The 22586-nt window shown below is 43.1% G+C and carries 22 protein-coding genes; 10 read left to right on the forward strand and 12 right to left on the reverse strand.

Annotated elements, in window-relative coordinates; translation table 11 throughout:
• Positions 1 to 575 precede the first annotated feature (575 nt).
• From fis to acuI, 11 genes are all read right to left on the reverse strand, one after another.
• Complete coding sequence (gene fis / locus AC3Z9T_RS14810; RefSeq protein ID WP_004258438.1) at positions 576 to 872, reverse strand: DNA-binding transcriptional regulator Fis; 297 nt, start codon at positions 870 to 872, stop codon at positions 576 to 578.
• 24 nt (positions 873 to 896) lie between these two features.
• Positions 897 to 1862 carry a tRNA dihydrouridine synthase DusB gene (gene dusB / locus AC3Z9T_RS14815; protein WP_490126879.1) on the reverse strand — a complete coding sequence of 322 codons (966 nt, stop codon included), beginning with the start codon at positions 1860 to 1862 and terminating at the stop codon, positions 897 to 899.
• A 316-nt stretch (positions 1863 to 2178) separates the two neighbouring features.
• Entirely contained in the window at positions 2179 to 3063 is an 885-nt protein-coding gene (gene prmA / locus AC3Z9T_RS14820) for a 50S ribosomal protein L11 methyltransferase (RefSeq protein WP_490126880.1), read from the reverse strand.
• A gap of 16 nt (positions 3064 to 3079) precedes the next feature.
• Positions 3080 to 4543, reverse strand: coding sequence for a sodium/pantothenate symporter (panF, locus tag AC3Z9T_RS14825; RefSeq protein ID WP_490126881.1), 1464 nt, complete (start codon positions 4541 to 4543; stop codon positions 3080 to 3082).
• Complete coding sequence (locus tag AC3Z9T_RS14830) at positions 4533 to 4775, reverse strand: DUF997 family protein (RefSeq protein ID WP_490126882.1); 243 nt, start codon at positions 4773 to 4775, stop codon at positions 4533 to 4535. Before AC3Z9T_RS14830 ends, panF begins: the two co-directional genes overlap by 11 nt.
• Before the next feature lie 131 nt (positions 4776 to 4906).
• A complete protein-coding gene (locus tag AC3Z9T_RS14835) occupies positions 4907 to 5212 on the reverse strand; it encodes a DUF202 domain-containing protein (RefSeq protein WP_490126883.1) in 306 nt (101 codons plus the stop codon).
• Between the two features lie 4 nt (positions 5213 to 5216).
• A complete protein-coding gene (locus AC3Z9T_RS14840; RefSeq protein ID WP_490126884.1) occupies positions 5217 to 5573 on the reverse strand; it encodes a YidH family protein in 357 nt (118 codons plus the stop codon).
• 95 nt (positions 5574 to 5668) lie between these two features.
• Entirely contained in the window at positions 5669 to 7015 is a 1347-nt protein-coding gene (accC, locus tag AC3Z9T_RS14845; RefSeq protein WP_490126885.1) for an acetyl-CoA carboxylase biotin carboxylase subunit, read from the reverse strand.
• A 12-nt stretch (positions 7016 to 7027) separates the two neighbouring features.
• On the reverse strand, positions 7028 to 7498 hold the full coding sequence (gene accB / locus AC3Z9T_RS14850) for an acetyl-CoA carboxylase biotin carboxyl carrier protein (RefSeq protein WP_490126886.1): 471 nt from the start codon (positions 7496 to 7498) through the stop codon (positions 7028 to 7030).
• A gap of 91 nt (positions 7499 to 7589) precedes the next feature.
• Positions 7590 to 8045 carry a type II 3-dehydroquinate dehydratase gene (gene aroQ / locus AC3Z9T_RS14855; RefSeq protein WP_490126887.1) on the reverse strand — a complete coding sequence of 152 codons (456 nt, stop codon included), beginning with the start codon at positions 8043 to 8045 and terminating at the stop codon, positions 7590 to 7592.
• 231 nt (positions 8046 to 8276) lie between these two features.
• On the reverse strand, positions 8277 to 9260 hold the full coding sequence (gene acuI, locus AC3Z9T_RS14860) for an acrylyl-CoA reductase (NADPH) (protein WP_490126888.1): 984 nt from the start codon (positions 9258 to 9260) through the stop codon (positions 8277 to 8279).
• Positions 9261 to 10137: 877 nt separating this feature from the next.
• On the opposite strand from acuI, the gene AC3Z9T_RS14865 reads away from it, so the two are divergent.
• The 10 genes from AC3Z9T_RS14865 to AC3Z9T_RS14910 all read left to right on the forward strand — a co-directional run bounded on the left by AC3Z9T_RS14865 (position 10138) and on the right by AC3Z9T_RS14910 (position 21861).
• A complete protein-coding gene (locus AC3Z9T_RS14865; protein WP_154635575.1) occupies positions 10138 to 11181 on the forward strand; it encodes a rod shape-determining protein in 1044 nt (347 codons plus the stop codon).
• Between the two features lie 87 nt (positions 11182 to 11268).
• On the forward strand, positions 11269 to 12237 hold the full coding sequence (gene mreC / locus AC3Z9T_RS14870; protein WP_490126889.1) for a rod shape-determining protein MreC: 969 nt from the start codon (positions 11269 to 11271) through the stop codon (positions 12235 to 12237).
• 38 nt (positions 12238 to 12275) lie between these two features.
• Positions 12276 to 12764 carry a rod shape-determining protein MreD gene (gene mreD / locus AC3Z9T_RS14875; RefSeq protein ID WP_490126890.1) on the forward strand — a complete coding sequence of 163 codons (489 nt, stop codon included), beginning with the start codon at positions 12276 to 12278 and terminating at the stop codon, positions 12762 to 12764.
• Positions 12765 to 12803: 39 nt separating this feature from the next.
• Positions 12804 to 13391 (forward strand): Maf family protein, encoded by a 588-nt coding sequence (locus AC3Z9T_RS14880; RefSeq protein ID WP_490126891.1) that lies wholly within the window; start codon positions 12804 to 12806, stop codon positions 13389 to 13391.
• Positions 13388 to 14857, forward strand: coding sequence for a ribonuclease G (gene rng, locus AC3Z9T_RS14885; protein ID WP_490126892.1), 1470 nt, complete (start codon positions 13388 to 13390; stop codon positions 14855 to 14857). Before AC3Z9T_RS14880 ends, rng begins: the two co-directional genes overlap by 4 nt.
• A 22-nt stretch (positions 14858 to 14879) precedes the next feature.
• Positions 14880 to 18674 carry an AsmA2 domain-containing protein YhdP gene (gene yhdP / locus AC3Z9T_RS14890; RefSeq protein WP_490126893.1) on the forward strand — a complete coding sequence of 1265 codons (3795 nt, stop codon included), beginning with the start codon at positions 14880 to 14882 and terminating at the stop codon, positions 18672 to 18674.
• Complete coding sequence (gene nit1 / locus AC3Z9T_RS14895; protein WP_490126894.1) at positions 18674 to 19513, forward strand: deaminated glutathione amidase; 840 nt, start codon at positions 18674 to 18676, stop codon at positions 19511 to 19513. Before yhdP ends, nit1 begins: the two co-directional genes overlap by 1 nt.
• Positions 19514 to 19535: 22 nt before the next feature.
• The gene (gene tldD, locus AC3Z9T_RS14900) at positions 19536 to 20981 is read left to right on the forward strand and encodes a metalloprotease TldD (protein ID WP_490126895.1); all 1446 of its coding nucleotides are present in this window, start codon (positions 19536 to 19538) and stop codon (positions 20979 to 20981) included.
• A gap of 88 nt (positions 20982 to 21069) precedes the next feature.
• A complete protein-coding gene (locus tag AC3Z9T_RS14905; protein WP_490127085.1) occupies positions 21070 to 21552 on the forward strand; it encodes a ribonuclease domain-containing protein in 483 nt (160 codons plus the stop codon).
• 9 nt (positions 21553 to 21561) lie between these two features.
• Positions 21562 to 21861 carry a barstar family protein gene (locus tag AC3Z9T_RS14910; protein ID WP_490126896.1) on the forward strand — a complete coding sequence of 100 codons (300 nt, stop codon included), beginning with the start codon at positions 21562 to 21564 and terminating at the stop codon, positions 21859 to 21861.
• Positions 21862 to 22029: 168 nt separating this feature from the next.
• Here the strand turns inward: AC3Z9T_RS14910 and yjgA are convergent, their stop codons facing one another.
• Positions 22030 to 22575 (reverse strand): ribosome biogenesis factor YjgA, encoded by a 546-nt coding sequence (gene yjgA / locus AC3Z9T_RS14915; protein WP_490126897.1) that lies wholly within the window; start codon positions 22573 to 22575, stop codon positions 22030 to 22032.
• Between the last annotated feature and the right edge of the window lie 11 nt (positions 22576 to 22586).

Raw genomic sequence — 22586 nt, forward strand, 5'->3', positions numbered from 1 at the left:
TAATTATTTTAAATTTAATTATCATAAGGATATTTTTATCTATAATAGGAATAGGCTATTTTTATGAATTTATAAATATTATTTTTACAAAACAAGTTTTTATTTTTTATAATAATGTAATTGTGAGCAGTATCATGATTTATGGTGTATTTTTATAGTTTATAAATAAATTATTTATTAATTATTTTATTTTCATTGAAATAATGCGAAGGTTATTTTTATTTTAGCTATTGATATTATAATTCTTTCTGGATTATCTTAATTATGATGAATGACAAAGCTCAGAGATGTATATATACTCTAAATACTTCAAGTTGCAGGGCATTTCGTTGTGGCATAAGTGACTACGCTACGCTCGCCGAGTCACAGTGTTTATCTGTGTTCCTTTGTCGTTTAACTGCAATTCGTATGGTTATTTTTACGTTATTAGTTTTATGAAATATCATCAATTAATTGATGTTGATAGAGGTTGGTGATAAGTGATAAGCGGGGAAGTATCTAACTGTAGGATAACAAAAAAGCACTTCCCGAGAACCAGAAAGTGCTTCTAAAAACACTGCATTAACCGACTAGGATTAGTTCATGCCGTATTTTTTCAGTTTCTTACGCAGAGTACCGCGGTTGATACCCATCATCAGGGCTGCACGGGTCTGGTTTCCACGGGTATATTGCATAACCATGTCCAACAAAGGCTGCTCTACCTCAGCCAGTACCAGCTCATATAAATCATTAACATCTTGATTGTTTAATTGAGCAAAATAGTTCTTCAGTGCTTGCTTAACTGAATCACGCAACGGTTTTTGAGTTACTTGATCTTGTGAATTTACAGTAGCAACGGTTAGTACGTCAGAATTTACGCGTTGTTCGAACATAGTTCTGTCAGCTCTTATCTTTATTTACGCAAAATATTCAAAAAATGCTTCCAACACCTCCAGCTGTTCGCTGGCGTCCTCAATGGCGTTGAATGAGCGCCGGAACTGGCCATCAGGTGCATGTTCTTGCAAATACCAAGAAACATGTTTACGCGCTATACGGGCTCCTTTGCCTTGACCGTAAAAGTCGTGCAACTCCTGTACATGCGCTATTATAATGCGTTTCACTTCTGCCATTGGCATCGGTGGTAACATTTCACCTGTGTCCAGATAATGCTGGATTTCCCGAAAGATCCAGGGTCTTCCCTGAGCTGCTCGTCCTACCATCAGGGCATCCGCCCCTGTGTAATCCAATACAGCTCTGGCTTTTAGCGGGTCAGTAATGTCGCCATTGGCAATAACCGGTATGGCAACAGTCTGCTTAACTGCCCGTATATTGTCGTACTCAGCTTCGCCATTAAACAAACAGGCTCGAGTCCTACCGTGAATGGTCAGCGCTTGAATACCACAATCTTCGGCCAATTTGGCAATATCTATGCAGTTTCGTTCTTCAGGTGACCAGCCTGTGCGAATTTTCAACGTGACAGGTACATCAACTGCTTTGACAACCGTAGACAAGATGGATTTCACCAAGTCGGGGTAACGTAGCAGCGCTGAGCCCGCAAGTTTACGATTCACTTTCTTAGCTGGACAGCCCATGTTGATATCGATAATTTGTGCACCACTCTCAACATTAATCTGAGCAGCGGCAGCCATTTCATCGGGATCATTGCCAGCTATTTGAACGGAACGCACCCCCGGTTCATCGCGATGGATCATTCTCAGCCTCGATTTGTCGGTCTTCCAAACTTGTGGGTTGGAAGAAAGCATTTCTGAGACCGCCATACCTGCACCCATGTCATAACAGAGTGACCTAAATGGTCGATCTGTAATGCCTGCCATGGGGGCAGCAATAAGACAGTTTCGCAACTGATATTGTCCGATTCGCATAACTAAAGGGGGCCATACTGTGACTGCAAGGGCGCGTATATTACGCATTTTTTTCAAGATATGAAAGGACAAACTTTGAGCAAACCGTTATTTATCACTAACTTTTTTATCTTGATTTTTTCAAAATTCAATTATTAGTGTTTAATAACAATTGGTTAAGTGATTTTCTAAAGAAATCACTAAATTCGCCATTAGCCTGTTCAAATCTCAAGCAGGATAGAATATCACCAGCAGTTGAACAATATTTGAGCTATAAGATAATCTATTCCTGCTTTAATTTCAAAGAAATTATTCACTGATTTTTATTATAAATTTATTAAAAATGCTTGACACCAGTGATGCGACACCATTCTTCTTTCTCTGCGATTGGGTCAATTTCAAACTGCTCACGGTATGCATCTGCCACTCCTTCCGCTTGGGTTGCTAGCACACCAGAAAGTCCCAGCAAGCCACCTGAGTGAGGCAGTACGCTGATCATGGGGGCTAACTCGCGTAGTGGGCCTGCTAAGATATTAGCGACCACCACGTCTGCTTGTAGCTCTTTTGGCTGGTCTTTTGGCAGATAGAGTGATAAACGATCGGAAACACCGTTGCGTTCAGCATTATCACGGCTAGCAAGGATCGCTTGCGGATCAATATCTATCCCAATTGCTTGGGCTGCACCTAATTTCAGTGCAGCGATCGCAAGGATCCCTGATCCACAGCCGAAATCGATAACCGTTTTGCCTTGAAGATCTAACCCGTCTAACCATTCTAAGCACAATGAGGTGGTAGGGTGAGTGCCTGTACCAAATGCTAAACCAGGATCTAACATAACATTGACCGCGTTAGGATCTGGAACATCGCGCCAGCTTGGGCAAATCCATAAACGTTGTCCAAAACGCATTGGGTGAAAATTATCCATCCACTCTCTTTCCCAGTCTTTATCTTCAAGTTGTTCGACCTTGTGAATAAATCCTTTTTCGAGTAAGGGGCTATTTTCTAATTGCGCTACGACTATCGCCATATCTGTTTCAGCGTCATAGAGGCCAATCACATCAGTATCACCCCATAAACGAGTCTCACCCGGTAAGGGTTCGAATACAGGGGTATCATGGCTGTCTTGAAAAGTGACTGAAACTGCACCACTTTCAATCAGTTCGTCACCAAGTGCTTCAGCCTGTTGGCCAGTTGAGTTAAGTCGTAGTTGTATCCAAGGCATAGTTAATCTCTTTTACTTAATTGCTTGCGGGCGTAGCCTGCTCATTGGCTGCTGATTGTACTGGATTTTTACCGAAAAGATTACCAATTATAAAGGCAATCAAGCTAAATAGTAGTGAAGGAACGATTGCATGGAAGCCCATTAATTCAATTTTAAATGAAGCTAATAATGCATAGCTTACGCCACCGATAACCATGCCACTGATAGCACCTTTACTATTGGCTTTCTCCCAGTATAGACCTAAAACGAGTGGCCAAAGGAACACCGCTTCGAGACCACCAAATGCTAATAAGTTTAGCCATATAATCATTTGTGGTGGGTTCCATGCAGCAACTAGCAGTAATGCGCCCAATATTAATGTTGAAAAGCTGGAAATACGTGACAGCCTTTTTTCATTATGAATTTGCTTTGGTGCACTACTGAGGTAAATATCTTTTACGATGGTGGCTGATGATTGCAATAACTGCGCGTTAATCGTCGACATAATCGCAGCCATAGGAGCCGCTAAGAAAATACCCGCTGCAAATGGCGGTAACACCTGCACCATTAGGGTTGGGATCACTTGGTCAGGAATGGTGAGGTCAGGTAAAATTGCGCGGCCTAGAGCTCCGGCAAAGTGCATACCAAACATGAGTATGGCCATCACAATTGTACCTAGAATAATTCCACGATGAACGGCTTTGCTGTCTTTATAGGAAATACAACGGACAGCAGTGTGTGGTAAGCCTATCACCCCAAAGCAAACTAAAATCCAAAATGATGCAAGGAAAGGGCCACTTAGAATATCGTCAGCGCCTTCGACAGAAACTAATTTAGGATCGATGGTATGAATTTTTTCCACTGCGGCACCAAGACCGCCTGCATGATAGATAATTGCCACCAGTAAAATGACAGTACCTAGTAGCATCACGAGCCCTTGCAGAGCATCGTTGAGTACACTCGCTCTGAATCCACCGATAGCGGTATATAGCGCAATTGAGATACCAAAAATCAGCAGGCCATAGGTATAAGGGATACCTGCGGCGGTCTCCAGCAACCGCGCTCCACCAATAAATTGTACAGTCATGGCGCCAAAGAACGCGACTAGTAAGCTGATACTGGCAAACCAAACTAGAAAACGGCTTTGATAACGTGCATAAAGCATATCATTGAGGGTAACTGCATTATAACGTCTCGCTAAAATTGCAAACTTTTTACCGAGTACACCGAGTGATAACCAAATGGCAGGTAGCTGGATCATGGCCAGTAGCACCCAACCTAAACCATATTTATATGCAGCACCGGGCCCACCAATAAATGAGCTAGCGCTGACATAGGTTGCGGTGATGGTCATGGCAAGGACAAAGCCTCCCATGGAGCGATTACCTAAGAAATATTCGTTGAGGAACTCGCCTTTGGTTCGTTTACGGTAAGCGTATACGGATAGCAAAAAAACCAGTGCCAAGTATCCAATTAGAGGTAGTAAAACTTCAGTCTGCATCTTTACCCTCCAATGGAATATCTTTGAAAATGATTTTAACCATCATGATGCACAACAGAATAAAGATGATTGGTAAGATCAGGCACGACCACTCAAACCACAACGGTAGACCCGTTACACCGATAGCATTACTCGGAAGATAGGCACAGATCACCCAGCCAATAAGATAGGCAAGAGTGAGATAGAGTGACCAGCGAGCTTCCTTGTTTGATTGAAGAAAACGTTTATCCATACGTATTTCCCCCTCATAGAAATAAAAATAATCAGGGATTGTACGATAAACCTCGGGAGGTGTGTAAAAAAACAGTTCAAGTCAGGATAGGGTGCTGCATTTCTATGCATATATCTGGTGGGTAATTTGGCTTATGCTACGATAAGGAGGTGGATGATCAACAAGACTGACATCGCTAAAATAGCAAAAGCGGTGATATAAAGAAAAAACGCATTATCAATTTTTAAGCCATTATTGTGATAAGCGGACGAGATATGTCTTTTAAAACCAATCATGCATAGCAGTAACAAGGCAATAACAGCACCCGTAAAGGGGAGCCATGACGAATCTAATAAACCAAGTCGTAGGAACAATAAGCTATTAACGAATAATAACAATAAAGTACGGCTCCATGCTTGCTGGGTTCGTTCGGGTTGTAAACCAGGATCTCGCATCATCAGCCTAAATTAATATGTACAGTAGAGAGATTATAGCGATAGTGACAATGAACAACGTCATCATGGTGAGGAAAGAGGTATATTGCAATGGCTCGTCTTTACGCATGGCAATTTCATTTTGTTTCCAACGGTAGAGTGCCATAATTGCGGTAATACCGCCCGCACAAGCCAGAAATAGCGATAATACCGTTCTTAGCCATGGTGTGGCAGTGTCATGAAGTAGTTGCTCAACGGCGATTGCTCCTGCTAATAGTGCTAAAGCTGTTCTGATCCACGCCAGAAAGGTTCTTTCATTCGCTAATGAAAACCGATAATCAGGCGTTTTTCCAATATTTTTCCATTCGTTACGCTTCAATGACATATTACTTCCTGATTTGCAGGGTAATTAAAAATATAAAAAAATACCGAGAAGTATGCGTTCTCGGTATTTTTATTGTACTTCAGTAACGCGGTTAATTAATCTTGAATACCGAGTTTTTTCTCCAAATAGTGGATATTGGTGCCACCTTTTTGGAAGTTTTCATCGTTCATGATCATTTGGTGCAATTCAATGTTGGTTTTAATGCCATCGATGATCAGCTCATTGAGCGCATTTTTCATACGAACAATGGCGATTTCACGAGTTTCACCATAAGTGATCAATTTACCAATCATTGAGTCATAGTATGGAGGTACGGTGTAGCCTGCATAAATATGTGATTCCCAACGAACACCAAAACCGCCCGGAGAATGGAAACGGGTGATTTTACCTGGGCTAGGCATAAAGGTATTTGGGTCTTCAGCATTGATGCGACACTCAATAGCATGACCGTGAACTACCACATCTTCTTGCTTAACAGACAATGGCATGCCTGAAGCGATACGCAGTTGTTCTTTAATCAGGTCAACACCAGTGATCATTTCAGTGACAGGGTGCTCAACTTGAATACGGGTGTTCATTTCAATGAAGTAGAACTCACCATTTTCATATAGGAACTCGAACGTACCCGCACCGCGGTAGCCGATTTCGATACAAGCGTTGGCACAGCGCTCACCGATGCTACGGCGAACTTCAGGGGTGATCCCCGGAGCTGGTGCTTCTTCAACCACTTTTTGGTGGCGGCGTTGCATTGAGCAATCACGCTCTGCTAAATAAATAGCATTGCCTTGGCCATCAGCCATCACCTGGATTTCAATATGACGTGGGTTTTCAAGGTATTTCTCCATGTAAACCATGTCATTGTTGAATGCCGCTTTTGCTTCCGCACGCGTCAGGCTGATCGACGACTCTAAATCTTTTTCGTTACGAACGACACGCATACCACGACCACCGCCGCCGCCAGAGGCTTTGATGATCACAGGAAAACCAATACGTTTGGCGATAGCTTTGTTTTTGTCAGCATCGCTGCCCAATGGGCCATCGGAACCTGGTACGCAGGGTACGCCAGCTAATTTCATCGCTTCAATCGCTGAAACTTTGTCACCCATTAGGCGGATGGTTTCAGCTTTTGGTCCGATAAAAATAAAACCTGAGCGTTCAACTTGTTCTGCAAAATCCGCATTTTCAGACAGAAAACCATATCCTGGGTGAATGGCTTGAGCACCTGAAATTTCTGCCGCTGAAATGATGGCAGGGATGTTCAAGTAGCTTTTTGCGGATGCTGCTGGCCCGATACAAATTGTCTCGTCAGCCAACAGGACATGTTTTAGATCGCTATCTGCCGCAGAGTGCACAGCTACGGTCTTGATGCCTAGTTCTTTACAGGCACGAAGAATACGCAGTGCAATTTCCCCACGGTTAGCAATGACAATTTTTTCCAGCATGGATACGCCTCGTTATTCGATAACCACTAACGGCTGGTCATATTCAATCGGCTCACCGTTCTGCGCTAGGATTGCTTTCACAACACCTGCTTTCTCTGCTTCAATTTGGTTCATCATTTTCATCGCTTCGATGATGAAAAGAGGATCGCCAACGCTAACCGTTTGACCAACTTCAATGAACGGTTTGGCTTCAGGGCTTGGTGAGCGGTAGAAAGTACCAACCATAGGTGAACGCACTTGGTGGCCTGAAACAGCTGGTGCTGCCGCAGGTGCCGCAGCTTCTTGAGCTGGTGCAACCGCTGCTGCTAATGCAGGTTGTGGTGCCGCAGGTGCCGAGTAAAACTGTTGAGGTGCTGCCATGACCTGAGAAGCAGCTGAAACACGACTGATACGTACTGACTCTTCACCTTCAGAAATTTCCAGTTCAGAAATGCCAGACTCTTCGACCAGCTCGATCAGCTTTTTAATTTTACGAATATCCATGGATATGATTCCGTACTCTTATATTTGAATTTAAGTGATTTATGCTCGTTATACTTCAAGTTGTAGCGTTGTTGATTAGCTACATCTCAAATTATTCAGAGCAAGATGACAGACGGTTAACCGCTGCCTGTAACGCAAAACTGTAACCATCGGCACCAAGACCACAAATCACCCCGACTGCTTTGTCGGAGAGATAGGAATGATGGCGGAATGGCTCTCTGGCATGCACATTAGACAGATGGATCTCGATAAACGGGAGCGCAACCGCTAATAATGCATCACGCAAAGCAACACTGGTATGCGTGAATGCAGCCGGATTAATCAGAATAAAATCTACGTTATCCTTTGCCGCATGAATTTTATTGATCAGTTCATGCTCTGCATTGGACTGAAAATGACTCAATTTTACGCCTAATTGTTCCGCTTCCAGCGTGAGTTTAGACACAATATCTGCAAGGGTAAGGTTACCGTATTTATCAGGTTCCCTTGTGCCAAGCAAATTTAGGTTCGGCCCGTTGAGGAGTAAAATGTGAATATCTTCTGCCATTGTGTTGCTAACTCCGACGATATGTCAATAACCCGACAACATAACCTGATGTAGATGGTTTGTCATCTTTTATCATAAAAATATATCAGATCTTTATTGATAAGGTGGGCTATTATAATTATTTCACTGCATATGACAGCAAAATACTGGTCTTATCAGAGAAATTACCCACACTTATTTTTTGAATTGTGCGGTAATCCAAACTTTTGAATTGAGCCGCACAAAACTCAATTATGGTGTTAAAATCTTGACGAGTGTACGCCCTGTAATCTGATTTTTGAGCAATTTTTTTGCGTACTCCACGGATTGTTCCAACGTAATTTCTGAAGTAATTTGTGCATAAAATGAATCAGGTAGCAGTTGTGAAAGGCGCAGCCAAACAGCTGGACGTTTTGTCGCTGGGTAATAAACAGAGTCAACACCTTGCAGGCGGATATTACGTAAAATAAATGGCATCACTGTGGTTGGTAGCGAAAAACCACCGGCAAGGCCGCAAGCTGCGACAGCACCATTGTATTGCGTTTGCGCCAATATGTTGGCAAGAACTTCACCACCAACAGTATCAATAGCGCCTGCCCAATGCTGTTTATCTAATGGCTTCGCTGTGGCAGTAAAATCACTGCGGGGAAGAACTCTTTTAGCGCCGATCTTCAGCAAATAATCACTATTTTCAGGTCTACCTGAGATAGCCACCACATCATAACCCAGTTGTGATAACAGTTGGATGGCTGTGGAACCAACACCACCACTAGCACCACTAACGATAATTTCACCTTTATCAGGGGTGATCCCCGCATCTTGTAAGGCATTTACACACAGCATGGCCGTGAAACCTGCCGTGCCAATGATCATGGCTTGCCGCAATGATAGATTTTCAGGAAGCGGAGTGAGATAATCTGCGGGAACTCGAGCTTGGGTTGCTAGCCCTCCCCAATGGGTTTCACCGACTCCCCAGCCAGTAAGTAGAACGTGTTGCCCTACGCTAAAACGAGGGTCTTCGCTGTGGTGTACGACGCCTGAAAAATCAATTCCTGGAACCATCGGGTATTGACGAACAACCCCTGCTTTTCCATTAATTGCCAAGGCGTCTTTGTAGTTTAATGTTGACCAATAAATATCAACAATAACATCGCCAATTGGTAGTTGTTCTGTCGGAACGGACTGTATATTGGCGGTCAGCTGGTCATGATCTTTTTGTAGAATGAGGGCTTTCATACTTCACTCCTAATTTATACTCGTCATACTTCAAGTTGCAGCGCTGTTGAACTGCGTTCACTCGCGCCAGTCACAGTGTTATCTAGCGACTCGCTCACTTGTCGCCTAGCTGCACCCCGAACTATTTAGAGTATAGTGGGGGGGTAAGATTAATAAACTCTACTTATAGCCGCAATGTCTAATATAATTAGTGAGTTGTGACCTGTGCACTGTTGCTATTGTAATTAATTTGTAAAAATGTAATTTTTTCTGGCGTAAACCCTGTTTTATCGTGCAAAATATCATGTTACGAAGCGTTCTGTTTATGTATCGGTGATACTACAGAGGTTTTAGAGTAGATTATTGGATTAACATACAGAAAATGCACATATTTAGCTGTGAAGGCGGTCTATGTGCAGCGATAAAAAAAATAACAAAAGATTATTTGAACTTGTAGTCATAAAAACTTGTCAACACAGGGTGGAATAAAAGACGGCGTATATAACAACCAATGCGCTATTATTTATTGATGTATTTTTAAATTTACGCATCAATATGCTTTAAATATATAGAGGGACAGCGAGTTAATAGCGCTGAAACTTGAAGTATGGTGAGTATAAATAGCGATATACTGTAAAGAGTTCGAGGTGTAGCTAGGCGGCAAGTGAATGGGTCGCTAAGAGCGTAGCAAGCGCTGCAACTTGATTTATGAAGAGTATATCTAAGGTTGTTATCTGCTTCGTTTTTAAAAGAGGCATGTACAGTATTTGTGCTGTAACAACAGATGGATTAACCATATTTTTAGAAGCTGCTCATTAACGCCTTGAGACAGCTTCAAGTGGTTGGTAGAGTAGACGGGTTTTTATTCGTCCCCAGCTTGCAGGATAACCCTTTCGTTATGTTTAAAAAATTTCGTGGCATGTTTTCTAATGACCTGTCAATTGACTTGGGTACGGCCAATACCCTCATTTATGTCAAAGGACAAGGCGTAAAATTAAATGAACCTTCTGTTGTCGCTATTCGCCAAGACCGTTCTGGTACGCCAAAAAGCGTTGCCGCAGTGGGTGGTGAAGCTAAGCAAATGCTGGGGCGTACACCTGGTAATATTTCAGCAATAAGGCCAATGAAAGACGGTGTTATCGCAGACTTTTTCCTAACTGAAAAAATGCTACAGCATTTTATCAAACAGGTGCATAGCAATAGCTTCCTTCGCCCAAGCCCTCGTGTGCTAGTTTGCGTGCCTGTTGGTGCAACACAAGTTGAACGTAAAGCTATCCGTGAGTCAGCATTGAGTGCTGGCGCGCGTGAAGTCTTTTTGATTGAAGAGCCGATGGCTGCGGCAATTGGGGCTGGTTTACCTGTTTCCGAGGCAACAGGTTCAATGGTTGTTGATATCGGTGGTGGTACGACTGAAGTTGCGGTCATTTCCTTGAATGGCGTCGTGTATTCTTCTTCTGTTCGTATCGGCGGTGACCGTTTTGATGAAGCAATCATTAACTATGTGCGTCGTAATTACGGTTCTTTGATCGGCGAAGCAACGGCAGAGCGCATTAAGCATGGTATTGGTTCTGCTTACCCAACTGACGAAGTGTATGAAATTGAAGTTCGCGGTCGTAACCTTGCTGAAGGTGTTCCTCGTGGCTTTAAAATGAATTCAAATGAAATTTTAGAGGCATTACAAGAGCCATTAACCGGTATCGTAAGTGCGGTGATGTTAGCGTTAGAGCAATGTCCTCCTGAATTAGCATCTGATATTTCAGAACGAGGCATGGTACTTACCGGCGGGGGCGCATTGTTGCGTAACCTTGATCGTTTGCTAATGGAAGAGACAGGGATACCTGTGATTGTTGCGGAAGATCCTCTGACCTGTGTTGCCCGTGGTGGTGGCAAGGCATTAGAAATGATCGACATGCATGGCGGCGATCTATTTAGTGAAGACTAAATGATGTCGTAAGCGGGCTGGGGTCTTTGCCCCAGCTGCTGCTTTGCCTATTTTTGATCCTCTGAACTTAGTGAAACTCAGCCATACATGAAGCCGATTTTTAGGCGAGGTCCCTCTCTCCAGTTGCGTATTTTTATTGCCGTTATCGTTGCAATAGCACTGGTGGTAATTGACCATCGTTTTGAGCCTTTCAATAAAATCCGTAACTATTTAGACACGGCGGTTAGCCCATTTTACTTTTTGGCTAATGGTCCGCGTCAATTTCTTGATAACGTTTCTGAGAATTTCTCCTCACGTGGACAACTCCAATTTGAGAATAAAGCGCTGCGTCAGGAACTACTATTAAAAAAGGCAGATAGCCTTTTACTTGAACAGTTAAAACAAGAAAACGCGCGTTTGCGGGAGCTGCTTGGTTCTCCACTGCGTCAAGACGAACATATGATGGTCACACAAGTGATCTCCGGTGCAAATACTCCTTATCGTGACCAAGTGGTTATTGATAAAGGCGAAAATGCCAATGTTTATGAAGGGCAACCTGTTATCAGTGATAAAGGTGTGGTAGGGCAAGTGGTAGGTGTTAGCCAGTTCAATAGCCGCGTTCTACTGATTTGTGATACTACCCATGCGTTACCTGTTCAAGTATTACGTAATGATATCAGAGTGATAGCTTCAGGTTCAGGGTGTGCAGACGACCTACAACTTGAACCCTTACCTGAAAATACTGATATTCGTGTTGGTGACGTGTTAGTCACTTCCGGACTCGGTGGGCGTTTCCCTGAAGGTTATCCTGTCGCTGTTGTCTCAAGTGTTAAACATGATACACAGCGTGCTTATACCATTATCAGTGCAAGGCCAAGTGCAGAGCTACAGCGCTTACGTTATTTGTTGCTGTTATGGGGTAATGAAAATGAGGCGGTGACACCATTACAACCTTCAGAGGTTTACCGTGCAGCAAATGAGCGCCTAATGAAAGTGCTCCCTCAGGTTTTACCAAACCCAAGTGAAATTCAGGGGCCGCCGTTACCACCATCAATGTCTCCAGCAGTGCAACCATAGAGGAAGATATAGTGGCTATGGTTAAGAGGGGAAGCTAAATGGATGAGTATCGTGGCAATGGCCGCAGTATTATCTGGATTTCGTTTTTCATTGCATTAATTTTACAGCTTATCCCATGGCCGGAGCAATTTGCTTTTTACCGGCCTTCTTGGTTGCTGCTGATCTTGATTTACTGGGTAATGGCATTACCACATCGAGTGAGTGTCGGCAGCAGTTTTATTCTTGGTATTATTGTTGATTCTATTCAAGGTTCTGCTTTAGGCGTGCATGCGCTTTCTTACAGTATTATTTGCTACCTAGTCTCTTATAAACATCAATTATTGCGTAATATGGCACTTTGGCAGCAAGCCCTAATGATTATTTTGCTGACTGTCATTCTAGATATGACCGTGTTTTGGGCCGAATTCGTATCTTCTCAGGTATTATTTCACCCTCAAGTATTCTGGAATAGCCTTGTGAATGGTATTCTGTGGCCATGGTTATTTTTACTATTACGGAAAATTCGCCGTAAGTTTTCAGTATGTTAAGTTTTTAGCGGTAACCCCATTATCTCAGGAACATCGTTTATGAGTTATATCTATTTGGCTTCAGGCTCTCCGAGAAGAAGAGAACTGGTGCAATTGTTAGGACACGAATTTGCGATTTTACGCCCTGAAGTTGAAGAGCAATGGCAAGCAGGTGAAACACCAGAAGCCTATGTGCAGCGGTTAGCACAAGATAAGTCACAGGCTGGTGTTAAAATTGCGCCAGAAAATCATCCTGTGATTGGTGCTGACACCATCGTTGTCTTGAATAATCAAATCTTAGAAAAACCACGCGATGAACAGCATGCTCAAGAAATGCTGTCGGCGCTCTCAGGCCAGACCCATCAGGTTATGACCTCAGTAGCAATCTCTGATCGAAATCGCACATTAACCACCTTGATTGTGACAGATGTGACATTCCGCGAGTTATCATTAACTGAAATGCATGATTATATAAAATCAGGTGAGCCTATGGATAAGGCGGGTGCATATGGTATTCAAGGAAAAGGCGGTTGCTATGTTAGGCGAATTAATGGCAGTTATCATGCTGTTGTCGGTTTACCGTTAGTCGAAACAGATGAATTAATACAAAGATTTTTAGCGTTAGGTGATGGTAAGGAGATGTCATGACCGCGGAGTTATTAGTAAATATTACACCATCTGAAACGCGTGTTGCTTATATTGATGGTGGGATCTTACAAGAGATCCACGTAGAGCGAGAAGCCAAAAGGGGTATTGTAGGGAATATCTACAAAGGTCGTGTGAGCCGCGTATTACCCGGTATGCAAGCGGCCTTTGTTGATATTGGCCTCGATAAAGCCGCTTTTTTGCATGCCTCTGATATCATGCCCCATACAGAATGCATTGCGGGTGATGAGCAGAAAAACTTCCATGTTAGGGATATTGCGGAGCTGGTTAAGCAAGGGCAGGATCTGATTGTCCAAGTGGTCAAAGATCCATTAGGCACCAAAGGTGCACGTTTAACCACCGATATTACATTACCGTCTCGTTATCTTGTCTTTATGCCAGGGGCATCTCATGTCGGGGTTTCGCAACGTATTGAGAGCGAAACGGAACGTGAACGTTTAAAAGAGTGTGTTGCTCAATATTGTGATGAAAATGGTGGGTTTATTATTCGCACTGCTGCTGAAGGGGTCGGTGACGATGAAGTTAGACAAGACGCTGCATTTTTAAAACGTTTATGGGCTAAAGTGATTGAACGGAAAAAACGTAATGTTACTCGAACTAAGATTTATGGTGAGTTGGCATTAGCGTACCGGATCATTCGTGATTTTGCTGGGGCGTCATTAGATAGAATTCGTGTAGATTCTCGACTAACCTATAAGCAGTTACAAGAATTTATCGAAGAGTATGTGCCAGAAATGACGGCTAAGCTTGAATTATATCAAGGTAACCAGCCAATCTTCGATTTATTCGATGTAGAAAATGAAATCCAACGAGCAATGGATCGCAAAGTTGAATTGAAATCGGGTGGTTATTTAATTATTGATCAAACCGAAGCCATGACAACGATTGATATTAATACCGGAGCGTTTGTTGGGCATCGAAATCTTGAAGAAACTATTTTCAATACAAATATTGAAGCGACCCAAGCGATAGCACGCCAGTTACGGCTAAGAAATTTAGGCGGGATCATTATTATTGATTTCATCGATATGAGTGATCTTGAACATCGTCGTCGTGTTTTAGCTTCTTTAGAGCAAGCGCTTAGTAAAGATAAAGTGAAAACCACTATCAATGGTTTTTCACAATTAGGTTTAGTTGAAATGACCCGTAAACGAACGCGTGAAAGTCTTGAGCACGTGTTATGCGATGTTTGCCCGACTTGCCAAGGCCGTGGTACGGTGAAATCCGTTGAAACCGTATGCTACGAAATTTTACGTGAAATCGTTCGCGTACATCGCAGTATCGACGCCGATCGTTTCTTAGTGTATGCATCACAATCGGTGGTGGATATTCTCACAGGCGATGAGTCCCATGCTTTAGCCGAAGTGGAAATTTTTGTTGGCAAACAAGTAAAAGTTCAGACTGAATCATTATACAGTCAGGAACAATTTGATGTTGTCATGATGTAGTTTTTACGTGAAGGAGAAATGGGTGAAGCGACTGCCACGAGTAGTATGGATGACGGCGGCTATCGTGCTGCTGCTTTGTGCATTGCTGCTAACAGGGCTACGTTTTTTCTTACCGAACATTAACCACTATCGGCAAGACATCATTGCCTATATTGAAAAAAACAGTGATATTTCGCTGAAAATTGGTGAAATTACAGGGGCTTGGCAGTCGTTTGGGCCGGTGTTAACGCTCAATAATGTTGTCGTAAATCATGCAGATGCAGATGCCAAGGCGAGCCAAATTGCCGTTGAGTTGGATATATGGAGCTCGTTGCTTTCACTTGAGTGGCGTTTTCGTGACATTACATTCTATCAGCTAGATGTTGACTATAAGATCCCTTTCAGCTTTGAAGGCAACGATCAACCTATTGATAGTGATGGTATTGAGGGCTTGTTTTTAAAGCAATTCAATCATTTCACCCTGAAAAATAGTCGTTTTACTTTTTTCACGCCATCAGAGCAAAAAACCACTCTGATCTTACCAGAACTGACATGGTTGAATGAACAAGAGCGCCACCGTGCTCAAGGTTTTGTTAGTTTAGAAACCATTAACAAACAGCATGGTTATCTACAGATCAAAATCGATGTTAAAGACAAAAATGGTATTTTGAGTGATGGTACGGTTTATTTGCAAGCCGATAATATTGATATGCAGCCATGGCTAAGTCGTTGGTTGCGTGAAAACACTGGGCTGCGTGATGCTAACTTTAGTTTATCATCATGGGTTTCGATAAAAAATAATCGTATCAATAGTGGGTTATTGCAGTTGCGCCAAGGCGAAGCCAACTGGGGGCAAGAGCCACTAGCGCAAAATTTACAAGTCAACGATTTGCTGATCCGTATGAGGCGCCAAGGGGAAGGGTGGTTATTTAACATCCCTGAATTGAATACTCTGAAAACCAACGAGTATATTTGGCCAAACGGTAGCGTTTCAGTACTGTATTTACCTTCATCAGTTAAATATCACCAAAAAGATCACTGGCGGGTACGCGCAAAGAATATTGAATTAGAGCGTTTGAGCGAAGTTCTCCCTACGTTTTCTTTTTTGACTCCTGAAACGGTGCAGGATTGGCAACATCGTCAGCCTAAAGGGCTGTTATCAGCTTTTTCGTTAGATATTACTCCTGAGCAGCTCGATCACACTCAAATCGATATGGATTGGCAAGATGTCAGTTGGCAAAAGTGGAAACAATTGCCTTCTGTTGATCATTTCACTGGGGTGTTGGTTGGAAATATGCAACGTGGTGTGCTGGAAGCAAGCTTAGAAAACAGCGAAGTCGATTATCAACCTGAATTTAAAGCTCCTTTTCAAGTTAGCCAAGCGGCAGGCCAAATATATTGGCTCAATGACGACAAACAGTTCAAATTGTGGAGTGATGAGCTGGATGTTCAAGCAACCTCACTATGGGCAAATGGGCAATTTAGTTTTTTAAAGTCGAAGCAAACCGATGAAAACGATCTGAGCATTTTAGCGGGGATCCGTGTCAGTGATGCGGGGGATGCATGGCGTTATTTTCCCCAACAATTGATGGGGAAAAATTTGGCTGACTATCTGTCGAAAGCGGTGATCGCAGGGCAAGTTAATGATGCTACCTTAACCTTCAAAGGCAATCCGCAGCATTTTCCGTTTGATCGAAATGATGGACAGTTCCAAGTCTTTGTTCCTCTACGAGAAGCCACGTTTGAGTATGATGAAGGTTGGCCTGCGCTGTTTAACTTAGACATTGACTTAGATTTTCAACGTAATGGTCTAGCGATGCGTGCCGATAGTGTTAAGTTAGGGGATGCAACTGCCACTAACTTAACTGCTGATATTCCTAATTACTTGAATGAAATGTTATTTATTAAAGCCGACCTCGCAGGGACGGGGGCGCAAATTCAGCACTATTTCACGTTGACACCAATGAAGCATTCCATTGGTGACACACTCGATGAATTGCAAATTGGTGGTGAGGTGACCGGGGATCTGTCACTTGCAATTCCTTTGTCTCATGGCAAAGAGGTTGTGGCGAAAGGTAATGTTTATCTTAATAAAAATGATTTGCTGATTAAGCCTATTGATAGCAAATTAACGGCACTCAGTGGCAATTTTCAGTTTACTAACGGTGATTTGGTTGGTGATAAACTACAAGGCCATTGGTTTGGTCAACCAATTAATGTCAATTTTTCAACGTCAGATACCCCGAAAGATTATCAAGTCAATGTTGATTTAGCCGGCAATTGGGATGTGGCAAAAATCGCTCAATTACCTGATTCAATAAAACAAAAGTTTTCAGGAACCAGTGACTGGGAAAGTCATGTTGAAATTAAACTTCCGAATTCAGCGGCTGAACAAATGGCACTCACTGTTGAATTTACAGCAGGTTTAGACAAACTCAATAGCTTGCTGCCTGCTTTAGATGGCCATTTGTTGAAAGAACTTGCGACAATCAATGCGAAGGCTCAAGGCTCGACAACCCATTTAACCATTGGGGGTGATATTGGGCAGCGTATTGGTTTTAATACTGAGTGGGATCTTAGCTCACCTAAGCTTCGATTAAATAAAGCCACCATTGCTCAGTGGAAAGGAACGGTTCCGACGCTACCTAATTCATCAACGTTATTAGCGGATTTGCCCGCGGTGACCAATAGTGGTTGGCTGCGATTTGTCGACACGTTACTTTCATCGGATCAAACGAGTCATCCAATCAATATCGGTTTACCTGAAACGGTAACCGTAAAAACGCCTTCCCTGTCTTTAGGTGGGCAAGCATGGAAAGATGTTGATCTGTCTTTCAGCTTGAAGGATATAGATCAGTTGATCAAAGTTTCCAGCGAGAACTTAAAAGGTGAATTACAAATTTACACCAAGCAGCCTTGGGTACTAAATATTGATTATTTGTATTACAACCCAAGCGCATTTCCGGGCAAAGAAACCAGCAGTGCCAATGATGGCGGCGAGTTTGATTTTAGGCGCTGGCCTGAAATGGCGATACATTGCCGTGATTGTTGGGCTGGTGGGCAAAAGTTAGGTGAAATAAAAGCACGTTTAAAACCACAAGGAAATAGCTTACAGCTCACTGATGGAACACTGACCAACAGTGCAACACAATTAAAAATAGATGCAATTTGGCAAAGTGGTCAGCACAATCGCACACAGGTTGCGGGATCGTTGAGTGGTGAACAGTTTGATGAAACGGCGGCTTATTATGGCATTTTAGTGCCTATCATTGATTCACCTTATACTCTGGATTTTCAGCTAAACTGGCAAGATGTGCCGTGGTCGCCAGACATTGCGACATTGAATGGTAAATTATCAGCTAAACTCGGCAAAGGTGCTATCGCTAAAATGGGGGGTGGGCGAGCTGGGCAGCTATTACGTTTAGTGAGTTTTGACGCGTTGTTGCGTAAGCTGCAATTTGATTTTCGTGATACCTTCAGTAATGACTTTGACTTTGATTCAATTAAAGGTAATGCCGTGATCCAAAATGGTATTCTATCAACGAAAGATCTCTATATTGATGGCTTAGTTGCAGATATTGCATTAAATGGTCAAATTGATTTGGTGAAACGTCAAATTAATGGTGAAGCGGTCGTCACCCCAGAAATATCTGCTACAGTTGGAGTGGCAACTGCGTTTGCGGTTAACCCAATTGCAGGTGCAGCTGTATTTGCTGCATCAAAAGTATTAGGTCCATTATGGAGTAAAATTTCTGTTATACGTTATCGCGTGTCAGGAAGTTTGGATGAACCAAAAATTGATGAAGTATTGCGTCAGCTAAAGGAGACTCAAGAGTAATGAAAAATGGCAATGTTGCACTTTTGCAGTTATGCAGTGGTAAAAATACTAAACATAATTTGGCACAGATTGAGCAGCAGATTAAACAGTTGCCAGATACTGTTGAGTTAGTATTAACGCCTGAAAATGCCTTGTTGTTTGCCGATGCAGTAACTTACCGTAAACAAGCCGAGCAGGAAGGGCACGGGCCACTTCAAGAAGCGATTGCGAACATGGCAAAACGCTACAATGTTTGGATTTTGATTGGTTCGATGCCACTGATCAGCCGTGAAGACCCTGAGCGTATCACCAGCAGCAGTATCTTGATTGATTCTAAAGGGAAAATTCAGGCTCGTTACGATAAAATTCACATGTTTGATGTGAGTATTGAAGACGAGCAAGGCACTTATAATGAATCAGTTATCTATCAGCGCGGTGAACACATTACTGTCGTGGATACACCTGTAGGTCGCTTAGGGATGACTATTTGCTACGATTTACGTTTCCCTGGATTGTTTCAAGCATTGCGTGAGCAAGGTGCTGAGATTATCTCTGTACCTGCCGCATTTACACGCTATACAGGGAAAGCACACTGGGAGCCATTATTGCGTGCAAGGGCGATTGAAAATCAATGCTTTGTGTTAGCACCTGCTCAGGTTGGTGTTCACGGGACACGCCGTACTTGGGGGCATAGCCTCGCTGTTGATGGCTGGGGTAAAGTAATGAAAAAGAACGTTGATGCGGTCGCAGCAACGGTTTTAAATATTCAAACAGAAAGTCTCAATGGAATGCGTGAGCAGATCCGTGTGGTGAAACATAATCGCTTTAGGCCACAACTGACTTCACTGATTAAAAAATAAACGACAACAAAGAGTAACCAATATGAGTTTAGCTTCTGTCAGCGACCATTTGCTGGCTGCCAATGGTCTTGACCATCAAAAACTGTACGATACACTCGGCCTGCTATCTGAGCGCAAACTGGATTATGCCGATCTTTATTTTCAATCTAGTTACCATGAAGCATGGGTACTGGAAGATCGTATCATTAAAGACGGCTCTTATAATATCGACCAAGGAGTAGGTGTCAGAGCTGTACATGGCGAAAAAACCGGTTTTGCCTATGCAGATCAGATCTCGCTGCTTGCATTACAGCAAAGTGCTACAGCAGCGCGCAGTATTGTTGGTGAGCAGGGTCATGGTCAATCACAGATTTTGACTGAAGTTGGCTATAAAAAGCTTTACTCAGAAGCGGATCCACTACACAGCCTATCGCGAGAAGACAAAATTGCATTACTGCATCGCGTCGATCAAATTGCGAGAGCCGAAGATCCTCGTGTCATTGAAGTCAACGCAAGTTTGACAGGGGTGTATGAACAAGTATTAGTGGCTGCTACTGACGGTACATTAGCTGCTGATATTCGCCCATTAGTGCGCCTGTCTGTGAGCGTGTTAGTTGAACATGATGGCAAACGTGAGCGTGGAGCGAGCGGTGGTGGTGGTCGTTATGGTTACGAATACTTTCTTGAAGTGCATCAAGGCCAAGTATTGGCAGAGCAATATGCCAAAGAAGCCGTTCGCATGGCATTGGTGAATTTATCTGCGATTGCAGCACCTGCTGGAATGATGCCTGTAGTATTGGGCGCTGGCTGGCCGGGTGTTCTGCTGCATGAAGCAGTCGGTCATGGTTTAGAAGGTGATTTTAACCGTCGTGGTACTTCTGTGTTTTCTGGGCAAATGGGGGAGCTGGTGGCTTCACCACTTTGTACGGTAGTGGATGATGGCACTATCGCAGGCCGTCGTGGCTCTTTAGCCATTGATGATGAAGGTGTTCCTGGTCAATACAATGTATTGATTGAAAACGGTATCTTGAAAAATTATATACAGGATAAACTCAATGCTCGCTTGATGGGGGTTGCTCCAACAGGTAATGCACGTCGTGAATCCTATGCCCACCTACCGATGCCGCGTATGACGAATACCTATATGTTAGCTGGCGATTCAACACCTGAAGATATTATTGCGAGTGTTGATAAAGGTATCTATGCCCCTAATTTTGGTGGTGGGCAGGTTGATATCACATCTGGTAAGTTTGTTTTCTCAACCTCTGAAGCTTATCTGATTGAAAACGGTAAGATCACTTCTCCAGTAAAAGGCGCGACCTTGATTGGCTCGGGTGTTGAGGCCATGCAGCAGATCTCGATGGTGGGTAATGATCTCGCTCTTGATAAAGGTGTCGGGGTGTGTGGAAAAGAAGGACAAAGTGTACCCGTTGGTGTTGGACAGCCTACACTAAAACTGGATAAGATGACGGTTGGCGGCACGGCATAATCTAGATTCTAAATAATTCGAGATGCAGGAAGGTGCTGCATCTCGAAATATAACGCATATAAACCAGAACCAAGGAAGGAACTTGATGATAAATAAACGTGTGATTTCTCTCGTGCTGATGGCCATTTTGATTGCCCTTAGCTTGTACTTTAATGCAGGGGAGCAATCAGGAAAAAAACAGGCTGAGCAGCCAGTTTCAACACCAGAGCAAACGATAGTCGTTCAACATGCTCAAAAGATTGATGAGTTAACTAAGCAAGCTAATGTAGTCAGTTATTTACAAAAGCATCAGCAGCTACCGAGTTTTTACATCACCAAAAAAGAAGCTCGTGATGCTGGTTGGAATCCTAAACAGGGTAATCTCTGCGAAGCACTCCCCGGTAAAGCGATTGGCGGTGACCGGTTCTCTAACCGTGAAAAACAGTTACCTACAGCCCCTAATCGGCAATGGTATGAAGCCGATCTCAACTACAATTGTGGCCACCGAGGAGCAGATCGTTTGCTATACTCTTCAGATGGCATGATTTATGTCACCGCAGATCACTATAAAAGCTTCCAAAAGATCAATTAAGGTACTTGAATGAGCAGTCGTGTCGCCATCTTTAATTTTCAGCAAATAGACAGCATGGATGATTTTTATCGCCAGTTTGAACTGCAATTTTCATTGCCAGTGTGGTTTGGTAAAAATCTTGATGCGTTATGGGATATGGTATCGGCAGGTATTGAACTGCCAGTCGCCATTGTCTTTACTCATATTACCGATGAGCAAAAAGTCCAATTTGAAGACATTATTGCGATAATGCACGATGGCCATGATTTATGGGGCGATGATCTGTTGTTTGTCTGTGAAAGTGCGGATGGGCAAGTGGAAGAGCAATAATAGGATTGATTAATCAGCTATTAAAGCTCTTCAAGATTGACTCGGATACGTTTTGCTGGAGTTTGTAGGCGCTCACGCACTGTCTCTAATATATCTGTGTCATCATGACTTTCTATATCATTTTTGAGGATAAATCGCTCCTCTATAGTATGTATAGAGGAGATGCTGTTAGGCGCTTTCCGATAACTCTTTGAGGTATTGAAAGATCTGGCGGAAGGCTTTTGGTGGTTTATTGGCTTCGCGTTCTTTTTTGGCATTACGCACTAATACCCTCAGCTGTTGCCTATCGGTATGTGGGAAGAGAGCAACTACTTCTTCGATCACATCGTCATTGCCTTCAACTAATCGAATACGCAAGTCTTCAAGCTTATGTAAGATAACCACTTGCTGATTATGGCGGTTTTTCAGCTTGTCTAGTGCTTCGGTGATTGGCTCTACATCGCGAGCACGCAACAATTTACCAATAAATTGCAGTTGGCGACGACGACCTTCACGTTTAATCTTTTGTGCAAGCTCAATTGAATCAAGTAGCTGGCTATCGAGAGGGATACGTTCCAGCTCGCTTTTACTCAATTCAACCAATTCAGCTCCCAGCTTTTTAAGCACCTCAGCATCGCGTTTAATTTCACTTTTACTGACCCAAATGATCTCATCATCGTCTTCTTCTTGCGGCGCTGGGACATCATCCAGCCAGTCTTCAGGCTGTTTGGCCATATCGATTTCCT

This window comes from Providencia sp. 6390 (assembly GCF_058148425.1).

What these genes read in the sequence shown, in the direction of transcription:
- fis (WP_004258438.1), bottom strand. Translation starts at nt 872, where the DNA reads ATGTTCGAACAACGCGTAAATTCTGACGTACTAACCGTTGCTACTGTA.
- dusB (WP_490126879.1), bottom strand. Translation starts at nt 1,862, where the DNA reads ATGCGAATCGGACAATATCAGTTGCGAAACTGTCTTATTGCTGCCCCC.
- prmA (WP_490126880.1), bottom strand. Translation starts at nt 3,063, where the DNA reads ATGCCTTGGATACAACTACGACTTAACTCAACTGGCCAACAGGCTGAA.
- panF (WP_490126881.1), bottom strand. Translation starts at nt 4,543, where the DNA reads ATGCAGACTGAAGTTTTACTACCTCTAATTGGATACTTGGCACTGGTT.
- AC3Z9T_RS14830 (WP_490126882.1), bottom strand. Translation starts at nt 4,775, where the DNA reads ATGGATAAACGTTTTCTTCAATCAAACAAGGAAGCTCGCTGGTCACTC.
- AC3Z9T_RS14835 (WP_490126883.1), bottom strand. Translation starts at nt 5,212, where the DNA reads ATGATGCGAGATCCTGGTTTACAACCCGAACGAACCCAGCAAGCATGG.
- AC3Z9T_RS14840 (WP_490126884.1), bottom strand. Translation starts at nt 5,573, where the DNA reads ATGTCATTGAAGCGTAACGAATGGAAAAATATTGGAAAAACGCCTGAT.
- accC (WP_490126885.1), bottom strand. Translation starts at nt 7,015, where the DNA reads ATGCTGGAAAAAATTGTCATTGCTAACCGTGGGGAAATTGCACTGCGT.
- accB (WP_490126886.1), bottom strand. Translation starts at nt 7,498, where the DNA reads ATGGATATTCGTAAAATTAAAAAGCTGATCGAGCTGGTCGAAGAGTCT.
- aroQ (WP_490126887.1), bottom strand. Translation starts at nt 8,045, where the DNA reads ATGGCAGAAGATATTCACATTTTACTCCTCAACGGGCCGAACCTAAAT.
- acuI (WP_490126888.1), bottom strand. Translation starts at nt 9,260, where the DNA reads ATGAAAGCCCTCATTCTACAAAAAGATCATGACCAGCTGACCGCCAAT.
- AC3Z9T_RS14865 (WP_154635575.1), top strand. Translation starts at nt 10,138, where the DNA reads ATGTTTAAAAAATTTCGTGGCATGTTTTCTAATGACCTGTCAATTGAC.
- mreC (WP_490126889.1), top strand. Translation starts at nt 11,269, where the DNA reads ATGAAGCCGATTTTTAGGCGAGGTCCCTCTCTCCAGTTGCGTATTTTT.
- mreD (WP_490126890.1), top strand. Translation starts at nt 12,276, where the DNA reads ATGGATGAGTATCGTGGCAATGGCCGCAGTATTATCTGGATTTCGTTT.
- AC3Z9T_RS14880 (WP_490126891.1), top strand. Translation starts at nt 12,804, where the DNA reads ATGAGTTATATCTATTTGGCTTCAGGCTCTCCGAGAAGAAGAGAACTG.
- rng (WP_490126892.1), top strand. Translation starts at nt 13,388, where the DNA reads ATGACCGCGGAGTTATTAGTAAATATTACACCATCTGAAACGCGTGTT.
- nit1 (WP_490126894.1), top strand. Translation starts at nt 18,674, where the DNA reads ATGAAAAATGGCAATGTTGCACTTTTGCAGTTATGCAGTGGTAAAAAT.
- tldD (WP_490126895.1), top strand. Translation starts at nt 19,536, where the DNA reads ATGAGTTTAGCTTCTGTCAGCGACCATTTGCTGGCTGCCAATGGTCTT.
- AC3Z9T_RS14910 (WP_490126896.1), top strand. Translation starts at nt 21,562, where the DNA reads ATGAGCAGTCGTGTCGCCATCTTTAATTTTCAGCAAATAGACAGCATG.
- yjgA (WP_490126897.1), bottom strand. Translation starts at nt 22,575, where the DNA reads ATGGCCAAACAGCCTGAAGACTGGCTGGATGATGTCCCAGCGCCGCAA.